This is a genomic window from Chordicoccus furentiruminis (assembly GCF_019355395.1).
Taxonomy (GTDB): domain Bacteria; phylum Bacillota; class Clostridia; order Lachnospirales; family Lachnospiraceae; genus Chordicoccus; species Chordicoccus furentiruminis.
This window is the reverse complement of record NZ_CP048829.1, coordinates 157677-171171: the sequence shown is the minus strand read 5'-3', so window position 1 is coordinate 171171 and position 13495 is coordinate 157677. Positions and strand designations below refer to the sequence as shown.

Genomic DNA, 13495 nt, shown 5'->3' with positions numbered 1-13495 from the left:
GGAGAGGATACGCAGGATGAAGACTTCTGACTTTTATTATGATCTGCCCGAGGAACTGATCGCGCAGGATCCGCTGACGGACCGGGCCGCCTCGCGGCTGCTCTATATGAACCGCCGTACGGGCGAGACGGTCGACGATACGTTTCGGAATGTAGGCTCCTATCTGCATCCGGGAGATGTGCTGGTCATCAACGACACGAAGGTAATTCCGGCCCGGCTTCTGGGGATGAAGGCGGACACGGGCGCTCACGTTGAGATTCTGCTGCTCCGCCGACTGAGCGATACCGAGTGGGAGACGCTTGTCAAGCCGGGAAAGAAATGCAGAGTCGGGACAGAGATCTGCTTCGGGACCCCGGATGAGGAGGGGCGCTATCCGCTGACGGCCGAGATCGAGGACATCCTCGATGAAGGCAACCGGAAAGTTCGCTTTCATTACGAGGGCATTTTCGAGGAGGTACTGCTCAGACTCGGAGAGATGCCGCTTCCTCCCTACATCCATCACAAGCTGAAGGACCAGAGCCGCTACAACACGGTCTACGCCGAGCATGACGGATCGGCGGCGGCGCCGACGGCGGGACTTCACTTCACGAAGGAGCTGCTCGAATCGATTCGGGAGAAAGGCGTGAAAATCGTCCATGTCACGCTTCATGTAGGACTGGGTACTTTCCGGCCGGTGAAGGTCGACGACGTGGAGAAGCATCACATGCATTCCGAGTTCTATGTCGTCACGGAAGACGCGGCCCGCGAGATCAACGAGGCACGCGCAGCCGGCCACCGGATCGTCTGCGTAGGTACCACGTCCTGCCGGACGCTGGAATCCGCGGCCGACGAGAACGGGATTCTGCACGCGGGAAGCAGCTGGACCAGCATTTTCATCTATCCGGGCTACCAATTCAAGATCATGGACGGGCTGATCACCAATTTCCATCTTCCGGAATCGACGCTGGTGATGCTCGTTTCAGCGTTCTCAAGCCGCGAGCATGTGCTGGCGGCATACCGCCACGCGGTGGAGGAGAGATACCGATTTTTCAGTTTCGGGGATGCGATGCTGATCATCTGATCTCCAGTCATAGATTCCGGCAGGCACGGACTGCCGCGAACCGGTCCGTAACAAGCCGGGTCCGGCCGCTCTTTCGAGCGGTCCGGCCCGGCTCGTTATATGTCCTGAAAGGAGAAGACCGTTTCGGAAAGCCTTTCCGTTTCCGGCATGTCAGGTCAGCGACCGGAGATCCTCAAAGAAGGACGGATAGGAGATCCGGACGCAGCTCTCGTCGAGGATGACCGTCGGTGTGGAGGAGACAAGACCGGCGACCGTGAAGGCCATCGCGAGACGGTGATCGCCGAGAGGATCGATGCGGGCTCCCTTCAGCCGTCCGCCGTGAATGGTCATCCCGTCCGGCGTCTCCTCAACGGCGATGCCCATGCTGCGCAGATTCTTCGTGATCGCGGCGAGCCGGTCCGATTCCTTCACCCTCAGTTCCCCGGCGTCGCGGATCACGGTGTCGCCTTCCGCCTGAGCCGCCATCACGGCGATGACGGGCAGCTCGTCGATCAGCGTCGGGATCAGAGAGCCGCCGATGACGGTGCCGTGCAGCTTTGAGGAAGAAACGGTGAGATCCGCGACAGGCTCCCGTCCTTCGATTCTCACGTTGCGGATGGTCAGATCGCCGCCCATCGCCTGAATGACACGGAGAATGCCGTCGCGCGTCTCGTTGATGCCGACATGCGTCAGCGTGACGCGGGCGTCCCGTACCAGAAGACCGGCGGCCAGGAAGTAGGCCGCGGAACTGATGTCGCCGGGCACCGTGACGGACTGCCCTTTGAGGATCGTGCCGGGATAAAGAATCGTCGTCGCGGAGCCGTCCGCCTGAATCCGTGTCTTCAGGTTTCCGCCGAAGGCTCCGAGCATCAGCTCGGTATGGTTCCGGGACAGGACGGGCTCGGTGTAGAAGGTCGGATCGTCCGCGTACAGTCCGGCCAGCAGAACGCAGGATTTGACCTGCGCCGAGGCGATCGGACTGGCGTAGCGGATCGCTTTCGGACGGCCTCCGTACACGCTGATCGGAAGACGTCCGTCGCCGTGTTCGGATACGCAGCGGATTCCCATCTGCTCAAGAGGCCGGATGATGCGGCCCATCGGGCGCGATGAGAGAGACGCGTCGCCGGTGATCCGGCTCATAAAGGGCTGGCCGGCCAGAATGCCGCTCATCAGACGGACGGTGGTGCCGCTGTTCTTCGCGTCGAGGAGGAGTCCGTCCGCACCGGTCAGGCCGTGCAGGCCCCTTCCGTGGATCACGAGAACCGATTCATCGGAACGGCCCTCCGATGACGGCCCGGAATCCGTTCTTTCCTCGATCCGGACGCCCATGCGGCGGAAGCAGTCCATTGTGGCGAGACAGTCGGCGCTGTGAAGAAATCCGCGGACGGCCGTGTCGCCCTCCGCGATCGCGCCGAGCATGATGCTGCGGTGGGAGATGGATTTGTCACCCGGCACGCGAAGCGTGCCGGACAGAGATTTCGGCGGGTCTATCACGATCATGTCATTTATCCTCGTATACGCTGTAGCTGTTTTCCTTCAGTACCTTCACGGCCTTTGTCCGCGCTTCCGGGTCATAGAACTCGATATGGAGCACACCCTGCTCGAAGTCCCGGTTGTGAACGATGCCGATGTTCTCGATGGAGATATCGTTCTTGGCAAGGACGGAGGCGACCTCCGCGAGCGCACCCGGACGGTCCGCGATATCCAGATAGATCCTGTTCTCCTTCCGGATTCCGGCGCGGACGTCATCCGAGAAGCTGTCGCGGTAGGTCTTGCATTCCGTGAAGTATTCCAGCAGCTTCTCCCCGTTTCCGTTCCGGATCGCGAAGCGGAAATCCGTCAGCTTCCGGATGAAGCGGTCCAGCACGATGCAGAGGTCATCCTCGTTGGCAAGACAGATCTCCTGCCACATCTGCGGCGAGGAGGAGGAGATTCGCGTGATGTCCTTGAAGCCTCCGGCCGCGATGGTGCGCATGTATTCCTCCGGTCCGTCCAGCTCGCGGACAGTGTTGACCAGAGCGGCGGAGACGATGTGGGGAAGATGACTGGTCGCCGCCGTGACATAGTCGTGTTCGGAGGCCTTCATGATCAGGGGAAGAGCGCCGAGGGAGGAGATGAAGGCGGAAAACTCGCTGACCTTCTTCAGCGGCACGTCGTCAGATGGAGTCAAAATGTACCATGCGTTCTCGATCATCCGGTCGGTTGCATTTTCATAGCCGGTCTTCTCCGAGCCGGCCATCGGGTGGCCGCCGATGAAGCAGCCGTCCATGCCGAGCTCATGCACAGCCTGATGAATACCCTGCTTTGTGGAGCCGACGTCCGTGACGATCGCCCCGAAGCGGAGGTACGGCTTCAGCGCCTTCAGCTGGCGGAGCATGGTGACCACCGGCGTGCAGAGAAAGACGTAGTCGCAGCTGGAAAATGCACCTGAGATCTCCCAGCATGCCTCGTCAACGGTTCCGTCCCGGACGGCGTCGTTCAGAACCGATGCGGTCCGGTTGTAGGCGATGATCCTCGCGTCCGGGTGGACGCGGCGGATGGTTTTGGCGATGGAGCCGCCGATGAGACCGAGTCCGATAAATCCGATATCCATAATGAAACCCCTTATTCCCGAAATTTTTGCTCTGTGCAGAGTATTTTAACATATTTTAATAGCGGCGGGAGCGTTCGGATAAGTTTAGTGAAACCGCACAAAGCACTTGATCATTGTCAGCCTTCTTCGTATAATGTGAACAGACTGTTACCTGAGAGGGAAAACGTTTTCGTCAATCCTGCACACGGTGACGGGACTACTTGTTACGGGAGGTTTTTATGGACGTTTACAGAACTGACAGGATCAGGAACGTGGTTTTACTTGGTCACGGCGGAGCCGGAAAGACAACGCTCACAGAAGCGATGGCCTACCTCTCCGGCATGACAAGCAGAATCGGAACGGTGACTGACGGCAATACGATCAGCGATTTCGATAAAGAGGAAATCAGGCGCAGATTCTCCATTTCGACATCCGTGGTTCCGGTGGAATGGGAAAAGAACAAGATCAACATCCTCGACACGCCAGGTTTCTTCGATTTCGTCGGCGAGGCGGAGGAAGCGGTGGGCGTCGCGGACGCGGCGGTCATCGTGGTGTCCGGCAAGGACGGCGTGCAGGTCGGCACGGAGAAGGCGTGGCAGTTCTGCGAGGAACGGAAGCTGCCCAGAATGGTCTTCGTGACCGGAATGGACAACGACGACGTCAGCTACCGCGAGGTGGTGGAGAAGATGCAGGAGCTTTTCGGCAAGAAAATCGCGCCGCTGCATATGCCGATCCGTGAGAACGGCCGCTTTGTCGGCTATGTCAACATCGTGAAGCAGAAGGGCCGCCGCTATGTGGAGAAGGGGAAGAAGGAAGAGTGCCCTGTTCCGGATTACCTGACGGATTATCTGGAGCACTATCATGATGCGCTGATGGAATCCGTGGCGGAGACATCGGACGATTATATGGAGCGCTACTTCAACGGCGAGGAGTTCACCACAGCGGAGGTATCCGCCGCGCTGGCGGCGAATATCGCGGACTGCGCGATCGTCCCGGTCTGCATGGGTTCTCCGGTTGATCTCAAGGGCGTGTCGAACCTGCTGGACGATATCTGCGAATACTTCCCGAATCCGGCGCAGCGTCCGTGCCACGGCATCAATTCCAAGACCAACGATGTCTTCGAGGCAAACTACGATTTCCAGAAGAGCAAATCCGCTTACGTCTGGAAGACCATTTCCGATCCGTTCATCGGAAAATACAGCCTGATCAAGGTCTGTTCCGGCGTGCTCAAGAGCGATGACACGCTGTTCAACGTCGAGAAGGGCAATGAGGAACGGCTCGGCAAGCTGTATGTCATGCGCGGCAACAAGCCGGTGGAGGTACCCGAGCTTTTCGCGGGCGATCTCGGCGCGCTGGCGAAGCTGGGCGACGTCGCTACCGGCGACACGCTGTCGGTCAAGTCCGCTCCGGTTGTCTATCCAAAGGCAATTCTCTCGACACCGTACACCTATCAGAGATATAAGGCCGTCAACAAGGGGGATGAGGACAAGATCGCCCAGGCTCTCGCGAAGCTGGCCATCGAGGATCTGACGTTCCGCCGGGTTGAGGACTCCGCGAATCATCAGAGCCTTCTCTACGCCATCGGCGACCAGCAGATCGATGTCATCAGGAGCCGTCTTAAGGACCGCTACAAAGTGGAGATCGAGCTCTCCGAGCCGAAGGTCGCGTTCCGCGAGACGATCCGGAAGAAGTCGGATGTCGAAGGAAAGTATAAGAAGCAGACGGGCGGCCACGGCCAGTACGGCGACGTGAAGATGCGCTTCGAGCCGAGCGGCGATACCACGAAGCCGTATGAGTTCGCGATCGAGGTCGTCGGCGGCGCGGTTCCGAAGAACTACTATCCGGCTGTGGAGAAGGGGCTCGCGGAGTGCGTGCAGGCAGGTCCTCTGGCCGGATATCCGGTGGTGGGCGTAAAGGCGACGCTCTACGACGGGTCCTATCATCCGGTGGACTCCTCCGAGCAGGCGTTCAAGACGGCGACGCATATGGCCTTCAAGGACGGCTTCCTGAAGGCGGATCCGGTGCTGCTGGAGCCGATCGTGACGCTCCATGTGACGGTGAAGGACGCGTTCACCGGCGATGTGATGGGCGATCTCAACAAGCGGCGCGGCCGCGTGCTCGGCATGAATCCGGATCACAAGGGCAATACTGTGATCGACGCTGACGTGCCGCAGACCGAGATGTACGGGTACGGGACGGTGCTCAGGTCGATGACGGGCGGTTCAGGCGACTTCTCATTCGAGTTCGCCCGCTACGAGCAGGCTCCGGCGGATGTTCAGAAGAAGCAGATCGAGGCGCGGGCGGACAAGCTGAAGAACGGTGAGGAATAAGAAACGGCGGACGGACGGCGGTTCCGGTGCCGGCACCCGGAGCAGGTGGTTGACAAAGCCGCCCGGGATGCCTATGATAAGAGAAGTTCGGGGCTGACCCCGGTAAAAGGAGAGACAGAACATGAAGCATATTGTGACATTGGAAACCCGTGACATGAAGAAGTCTGCAGAGAAGGGCGGCTGCGGCGAGTGCCAGACCTCCTGCCAGTCCGCATGCAAGACATCCTGCGGCATCGCGAATCAGCAGTGCGAAAACAAGAACGCGTAAGCGTCGGATGATTTGCAAAGCAAGTTTAGATGTGCCGGAACGGGGAAAACGCGTTCCGGCACCCTTTTTTGAGGAGAAATGCATGATTCACCAGTATCAGATGAACGGATACAACATCGTCCTCGACGTCAACAGCGCCAGCGTGCATGTCACGGACCGGCTTGCCTATGACGCGATCCATCTCATCGACACGGGAAAGGATCAGACGGAGGCGGTCGAAGAGCTGCGCCGCATGCACCCGGAGGCATCGGAGGAGGATATCAGGGATACCTTCAGCGACATCGAAGAACTGCGAGCCGCGGGAAAGCTGTTTTCGCCGGACCGTTATGAGAAGGCGGCCGGCTACCTCCGCCGTCAGGATACGGTGGTCAAGGCGCTCTGTCTTCTCGTCGCACATACCTGCAACCTGAACTGCTCCTACTGCTTCGCGTCGCAGGGAACATTTCACGGAAATCAGGGCCTTATGTCCTTCGAGACGGCCAGGCGGTCCATCGACTTTCTGATTGAGCATTCCGGAAGCCGCCGTAATCTGGAGGTGGACTTCTTCGGGGGCGAGCCGCTGGTGAATTTCGACGTCTGCAAAAAGACGGTGGCGTACGCCCGGTCCGTCGAGAAGGAGCACAACAAGAATTTCCGGTTTACGCTGACCACGAACGGAGTCGGACTGAACGATGAGGTGACGGAGTGGGCGAACCGGGAGTGCTATAACGTCGTGCTTTCGCTGGACGGACGGAAGGAAGTGAACGACCGTTTCCGGGTCGACCGGGCCGGCCGGGGATCCTACGACCGGATTGTCCCGAATTTCCAGCGCTTTGTGGCTGCGCGCGGCGACCGGAATTATTATATGCGCGGAACCTTCACCCACTTCAACACGGATTTCACCCGCGATATCGTCCATATGGCGGATGACCTCGGATTCACCCAGCTCTCGATGGAGCCGGTTGTGACCGGACCGGACAGCCCGAGCCGGCTGACGGAAGAGGACCTTCCGACGCTGTACGAGCAGTATGAGTGGCTCGCGAAGGATATGCTCCGCCGGGAGAAAGACGGGCGGCCGATCACGTTCTACCACTACATGATCGACCTGACGCACGGCCCGTGCATTTACAAACGAGTCTCCGGCTGCGGATCCGGGACCGAATATATGGCGGTTACCGCGTGGGGAGACCTCTATCCATGCCACCAGTTCGTGAATGACCCGGAGTACCGGCTCGGAAGCGTCTGGGACGGCATCGACCGGGAAGACATCCGCGATGCGTTCCGGGACTGCAATGTCTATTCACGCCCTGAGTGTCGGACCTGCTGGGCACGGCTGTACTGCGCCGGCGGGTGCGCGGCCAATGCGCTGCACAGCACGGGCGATCTTCACGGGGTTTACGAGTACGGCTGCCGCCTCTTCCGGAAGCGGATGGAGTGCGCGCTGATGATGAAGGTGGCGGAAGCGGAGATGGCCGGCGGGCAGACAGAGGCGGCGGATGAGCCTCTACGATGACCTGGCGGAACTGAACGGGACCGGGCGCTATCCGATGCATATGCCCGGCCACAAGCGGCGGCTTCCGCCGTTCCCGGGCGCGCCGGTCGAATATGACTTCACCGAGATCGAGGGAAGCGACGATCTGCACCGGCCGCAGTCGATTCTCGCGGATGCGATGCGGAGAACGGCGGATCTTACGGGAGCGGACCGGACCTTTTACCTGGTAAACGGCAGTACGGGCGGCAATCTGGCGGCAGTGACCGCGATGGCGCCCGGCGGAGGAGAGCTGATCGTCGCGCGGAACTGTCATCAGTCCGTGTTCCACGCGCTGGAGATCAATCGTATCCGGGCGCACTGGGTATGGCCGTCATACGAGCCGTCCGCCGGGATCTGGGGCAGTGTCCGGCCGGAGGATGTGGAGAAGCTGCTTGTGCGCTGGCCGGCGGCACGCGGCGTCGTGGTCACGAGCCCTACCTATGAGGGCGTTCTGAGTGACATAGCCGGTCTTGCCTCCGTCTGCCACCGCCGCGGCGTGCCGCTTTGTGTGGATGAGGCGCACGGCGCGCATCTCGGACTGGTGAGGGACAGCGGATTTCCGGACGGCGCGGTCCGGTGCGGAGCGGATCTGACGGTGCAGAGCGCTCACAAGACGCTGATCGGGCTTACGCAGGCCGCGTATCTTCATCTGAACGGCAGCCTCGTCGATCCGGATGCGGTCCAGCGCGGCCTGGATCTCTTCGAAACATCTTCCCCGTCCTATCTTCTGATGCTGTCCCTCGACGGCTGTACGGAGCGGATCGTGAAGGATGGAGACAGACTGTTCGGCGCCTGGAGGGAGCGGCTTCGCCGGTTTCGTGAAGGGACGGCGGACCTTACGTCTCTGCATCTGTTTACCAGAGATGACGCGCTCCGTTCGGGCGCCTGCTTTGATTTCGATGAGAGCAAGCTGCTGCTCCACAGCCTTGACAGCCGGGTTTCAGGGAAGGCGCTTATGGAAACGCTGCGCAGCCGCTTCCGGTTTGAACTGGAGATGGCGGAGGGAGCGAATGCGCTGGCGATGACCGGACCGGGAGACAGCGGGGACGCTCTCGACCGTTTCGCGGACGCGCTCCGGACGCTGGACCGGGAGTACACGGATCGGCGGAGCGGGGAGAGGGAAGACGGGCAGGAGACAATTCCGTATTCCGGAGACGGATCGGAACCAACTCTTTCGATCAGCGAAGCGCTGCGACTTCCGGCGGAGACGATTCCCGTCCGCGAGGCGGAAGGCCGGGTGGCGGCGGAGTCGGTGATCGGCTATCCGCCTGGCATCCCGATGCTCCTGCCCGGCGAGCGCGTGACGGAAGGTCAGATTCGGGCGCTGTCCGGGCCTCTCCGCTGCGGCGGGTTCCGCTTCTCCAGATCGGGACCTGATCTGGCTGTCATATCCGTTCTGCGGCGCTGACATGCCGGCGGGACCGGACCGAAGACAGGCATGACACATAGAAGAGAGCGGGGATGCATGCGCATTCCCGCTCTCTTCTATGTGTTACAATCTTAAAGAATGGCGGCTGGAGGGTTTCCCTCTCCGGCCTCCGGCAATGCACCTGATGCGGCAGACTGTCACTGCTTGTCCAGATCATCCTGGTCGAGAACGACCGGTCTTGCCACCGGTTCCTGAACTTTTCCCAGCATCTTGGTGATCTTGTGGGTCGTGCTCTTGACCTTGTCCATGGACTGGTTGTGATTCAGCGTGTTGATGATATTGGCCATATACTTATACATGTTGGCCGTTTCATAGTAAGGCTTCCGGAGCAGTTCCGGCGGGCGGTAGGTGAGGTTCGTGGTGATCAGCCGGTCGAACATTCCCTTCTCATAGTACTCGTCGAACCGGGCGAAGCCGTCCGTGAACAGGCCGAAGGTCGTGCAGATGAAGACACGCCGGGCGCCGCGCTCCTTGATCTGACGGCAGACGTCAAGCATCGAGCCGCCGGAGGAAATCATGTCGTCGATGATGACGCAGTCCTTGCCCTCCACCGTGTCCCCGAGAAATTCATGGGCGACGATGGGATTTTTTCCGTTCACCACGCGGGAGTAGTCACGCCGCTTGTAGAACATGCCGATGTCAGCTCCCAGAATGTTGGAGAAGTACACCGCGCGGTTCATCGCGCCTTCATCCGGGCTGATGACCATGAAATGCCCACTGTCGAACTGGAGATCCGGCGCGGTTTTCAGAAGAGCCCGCAGGAACTGGTAGGTCGGCATGAAGTTGTCGAAGCCGCGCAGCGGAACCGCGTTGCGGACACGGGGATCATGGGCGTCGAAGGTGACGATTTCGGAGACACCGTAGTTCTGAAGCTCCCGGAGCGCCATCGCCGCGTCAAGCGACTCACGGCCGGCCCGCTTGTGCTGACGGCTCTCGTACAGAAACGGCATGACGACGCTGATGCGGTACGCCTTGCCGTTGGCGGCGGAGATGATCCGCTTCAGATCCTGAAAGTGGTTGTCAGGCGACATATGGTTGATCCGGCCGCAGACTTTGTAGGTAACGCTGTAGTTCATGACATCCGCGATGATATAGAGATCCGTACCGCGGACCGACTCGCTGATCACCGCCTTGCCTTCTCCGGTCCCGTACCGCGTGAGGCGGGTATCCAGCAGATAGCTCGGCTCCACGTATCCCTGTACGGTCAGCGCCGACTTGTCATGAGACGCCGCCGCGCTCCGCATCTTGACGAGTGATGCGTTGATCTGTTTGGCGATCGGGCGGCTGCCTTCCAGATAGGCGATCTTCAGCGGTGCGACCGGAAGCACTTTTTCCTGATTTTCAGCAACAGACATGATGTCCTCCGTAATAAAGTTCCTCAGATACGGTATGGATTATAGCATCTGGATTTCCTTCCATCAAGGGAGGAAGACGCGCCGAGGTTTACAAAGAAGACTGAAATTGTTATCATGAAGAGCATCAGAATCCGTCCGGATGAAAGGGAAGACAGGCCGGGAACAGCCGTCCTGCGGGACGGGAAAGAGACGGAGGGGACTGCTCTATGGACCGGAGAGGACATCGGATCCGCAGCGTCAGAGAGGACAGTATCGCATGGGAGGAGGGCGTCGAGCCGGGGATGTACCTCGTTTCCGTGAACGGGACGCCTGTAGAGGATGTGTTTGATTACCGCTTTCTGATGAACGACAGCCATGTCGATGTGCTGATCGCTGAGGAAAACGGAGAGGAGACGCTGCTTTCCGTCGACAAGGATCCGGATGAGGATTTCGGCGTTGAGTTCGAAAACGGTCTGATGGACGACTACCGATCCTGCTGCAACCGCTGCATTTTCTGTTTTATCGACCAGATGCCGAAGGGCATGAGAAAGACGCTGTACTTCAAAGACGATGACTCACGGCTTTCCTTCCTTCAGGGCAACTATGTGACACTGACCAATATGGATGATCATGATCTGGACCGCATCATCCGGTACAGGATGGAGCCGATCAATATTTCCGTTCAGACGACGGATCCGGCTCTCCGCGTCCGGATGCTGCGGAACCGCTTTGCCGGCGGACTGCTCCCGAAGATGAGGAGGCTGAAGGAAGCCGGCATCGCGATGAACGGTCAGATCGTGCTCTGCCGGGGATGGAACGACGGAGCGGAACTGGACCGGACGATCCGTGATCTGACCGCCTTCCTTCCCGAGATGCAGAGCGTCTCTGTCGTCCCGGTGGGCCTCAGCCGGTTCCGGGACGGGCTGGAGGACCTGGAGCCCTTCACGCCGGAGGACGCGGCCGGTGTGATCGATCAGATCGAGGGGTGGCAGAAAAAAATCTGGAGCCGGCTTGAGGCTTCCTATGTGCCGGAGCCGGGGGAGGATACGCCGGATCTGATGAGAGGGGCGCCCCGTCATTTCGTCCACGCGTCCGACGAGTGGTATCTGCTCGCAGGACGTCCGCTTCCTCCCGCTGACCGGTATGACGGCTTTCTTCAGTATGAGAACGGCGTGGGCATGCTCCGGCTGCTTCAGGCGGAGAGCGACGCGGCCATCAGCGCCTTTGAGGAGAAAGCAGCCTCAGGGGCTCTTGAAGTGAAGCCCCGGCACGTCACATCCGTCTGCGGAACGCTGGCCGCTCCTTTCATTGAAGAGGTGATGAATAAGACGGCGGCTGCATTTCCCCGGATTCGGGTGGATGTCGTGCCGGTCGTCAATCATTTTTTCGGCGAATCGATCACGGTGACGGGGCTGGTGACCGGCCGGGATCTGATCGCCGCGCTGCTTGAGAGAAAACGGCGCGGGAAGGATCTGGGAGAGGAGATCCTCGTTCCGGTGAACATGCTGCGGGCCGGCGAGCGGGTTTTCCTCGATGACCGGACCGTAGAGGATGTGGAAAGAGAGACAGGACTGCCCGTCCGGGTGGTCTGGGACAGCGGAGAGGACACGGTGCGCGCCGCGCTGGGCCTCGCTCCGGGGAAGAATGAGGACAGACAGACTTATGAGTAGACCGATTGTTGCGATTGTCGGGCGGCCGAATGTGGGCAAATCGACGCTGTTCAATGCGCTGGCGGGCAAGACGATCTCGATCGTCAAAGACACGCCGGGCGTCACGCGTGACCGGATTTATGCGGATGTGGAGTGGTCCGGCTATTCCTTTACGGTGATCGATACGGGCGGAATCGAGCCGGAGTCGGCTGACGTGATTCTCCGCCAGATGCGGGAGCAGGCGCAGATCGCCATCGACACGGCGGACGTGATCATCTTTATGGTGGATCTCAGGTCCGGCCTTTCCGATTCAGACGGAAAGGTGGCGGATATGCTGAGGAAATCGGGCAAACCCGTGGTGCTCTGCGTCAATGCGGTGGACAACTACAAGAAGCAGTCGCCGTACATCTATGAGTTCTACGAGCTGGGCATCGGCGATCCGATCCCGATTTCCGCCGCCAACCGACAGGGAATCGGGGATCTTCTTGATGAAGTGACGAAGGACTTTGACAGCATTCCGGCGGAGGAGGAGACGTCTGAGACGCCCCGTATCGCGGTTGTCGGGAAGCCGAACGTGGGAAAATCCAGTCTGATCAACAAGCTTCTCGGTGAGAACCGTGTGATCGTCTCCGATATCGCGGGAACCACGAGAGACGCGGTCGATACGCCGTTGAAGTGGCACGGGAAGGACTATGTCTTTATCGATACCGCGGGGCTCAGGCGGAAGAGCCGCGTAAAGGAGGAACTGGAGCGGTATACCGTGATCCGTACCGTGACGGCTGTGGAGCGGGCCGACGTGGTGGTTCTCGTGATCGATGCGGTGGAGGGTATCGCCGAGCAGGACGCGAAGATCGCCGGCATCGCCCATGAGCGGGGCAAGGGGATCGTCATCGCCGTCAACAAGTGGGACGCGGTCCCGGATAAGAACGCCCAGAGCACGAAGGAATACGAGCTGAAGGTCCGGCGGATCCTGTCTTATCTGTCCTACGCCGAAATTCTCTTCATCTCGGCGGAGACGGGTCAGCGTCTGCCGAAGCTGTTCGCATCCGTCGATATGGTGCTGGAGAACCAGCGGCGGCGGATTCCGACCGGCGTGCTGAATCAGATTCTGACCGATGCGGTGGCGATGCAGGCGCCGCCGACGGACAAGGGACGCCGTCTGAAGCTCTTTTACATGACGCAGGTGGCGGTGGAGCCGCCGACCTTTGTGATCTTCGTGAACGACAAGGAGCTGATGCATTTTTCGTACACCCGGTATATCGAGAACCAGATCCGTGCGGCGTTCCCGTTCCGGGGGACAAGGCTGAAGTTTATCATCCGGGAACGGTCGGAGAAGGACCGGACGACGATCGACACGAAATAAC

10 protein-coding genes are annotated in these 13495 nt (G+C 59.8%); 7 read left to right on the top strand and 3 right to left on the bottom strand.

Features of this window, described 5'->3' with window-relative positions:
• Positions 1–16: 16 nt before the first annotated feature.
• Positions 17–1060, top strand: coding sequence for a tRNA preQ1(34) S-adenosylmethionine ribosyltransferase-isomerase QueA (gene queA / locus G4C92_RS00785; RefSeq protein WP_274940737.1), 1044 nt, complete (start codon positions 17–19; stop codon positions 1058–1060).
• Between the two features lie 150 nt (positions 1061–1210).
• On the opposite strand, the gene aroA is transcribed toward queA, so the two are convergent.
• Together aroA and G4C92_RS00775 are read right to left on the bottom strand one after the other, a co-directional pair.
• Positions 1211–2539 (bottom strand): 3-phosphoshikimate 1-carboxyvinyltransferase, encoded by a 1329-nt coding sequence (aroA, locus tag G4C92_RS00780; protein ID WP_274940736.1) that lies wholly within the window; start codon positions 2537–2539, stop codon positions 1211–1213.
• A 1-nt stretch (position 2540) separates the two neighbouring features.
• Entirely contained in the window at positions 2541–3632 is a 1092-nt protein-coding gene (locus tag G4C92_RS00775) for a prephenate dehydrogenase (protein ID WP_274940735.1), read from the bottom strand.
• Between the two features lie 218 nt (positions 3633–3850).
• On the opposite strand from G4C92_RS00775, the gene G4C92_RS00770 reads away from it, so the two are divergent.
• From G4C92_RS00770 to G4C92_RS00755, 4 genes are all read left to right on the top strand, one after another.
• A complete protein-coding gene (locus G4C92_RS00770; protein ID WP_274940734.1) occupies positions 3851–5941 on the top strand; it encodes an elongation factor G in 2091 nt (696 codons plus the stop codon).
• Positions 5942–6062: 121 nt separating this feature from the next.
• Complete coding sequence (scfA, locus tag G4C92_RS00765) at positions 6063–6209, top strand: six-cysteine ranthipeptide SCIFF (protein ID WP_274940733.1); 147 nt, start codon at positions 6063–6065, stop codon at positions 6207–6209.
• 82 nt (positions 6210–6291) lie between these two features.
• Entirely contained in the window at positions 6292–7701 is a 1410-nt protein-coding gene (gene scfB / locus G4C92_RS00760) for a thioether cross-link-forming SCIFF peptide maturase (protein ID WP_274940732.1), read from the top strand.
• Positions 7685–9127: an aminotransferase class I/II-fold pyridoxal phosphate-dependent enzyme gene (locus G4C92_RS00755; RefSeq protein WP_274940731.1), complete on the top strand. Its 1443-nt coding sequence runs from the start codon at positions 7685–7687 to the stop codon at positions 9125–9127. The genes scfB and G4C92_RS00755 overlap by 17 nt, the downstream gene beginning before the upstream one ends.
• Positions 9128–9285: 158 nt before the next feature.
• Here G4C92_RS00755 and G4C92_RS00750 read toward each other — a convergent pair whose 3' ends face one another.
• Positions 9286–10503, bottom strand: a complete 1218-nt coding sequence (locus G4C92_RS00750; protein ID WP_274940730.1) for a ribose-phosphate pyrophosphokinase — start codon at positions 10501–10503, stop codon at positions 9286–9288.
• Between the two features lie 206 nt (positions 10504–10709).
• Here G4C92_RS00750 and G4C92_RS00745 point away from each other — a divergent pair, with 206 nt between their 5' ends.
• Together G4C92_RS00745 and der are read left to right on the top strand one after the other, a co-directional pair.
• The gene (locus G4C92_RS00745) at positions 10710–12152 is read left to right on the top strand and encodes a DUF512 domain-containing protein (RefSeq protein WP_274940729.1); all 1443 of its coding nucleotides are present in this window, start codon (positions 10710–10712) and stop codon (positions 12150–12152) included.
• Entirely contained in the window at positions 12145–13494 is a 1350-nt protein-coding gene (gene der / locus G4C92_RS00740) for a ribosome biogenesis GTPase Der (RefSeq protein ID WP_274940728.1), read from the top strand. Before G4C92_RS00745 ends, der begins: the two co-directional genes overlap by 8 nt.
• Position 13495 lies beyond the last annotated feature (1 nt).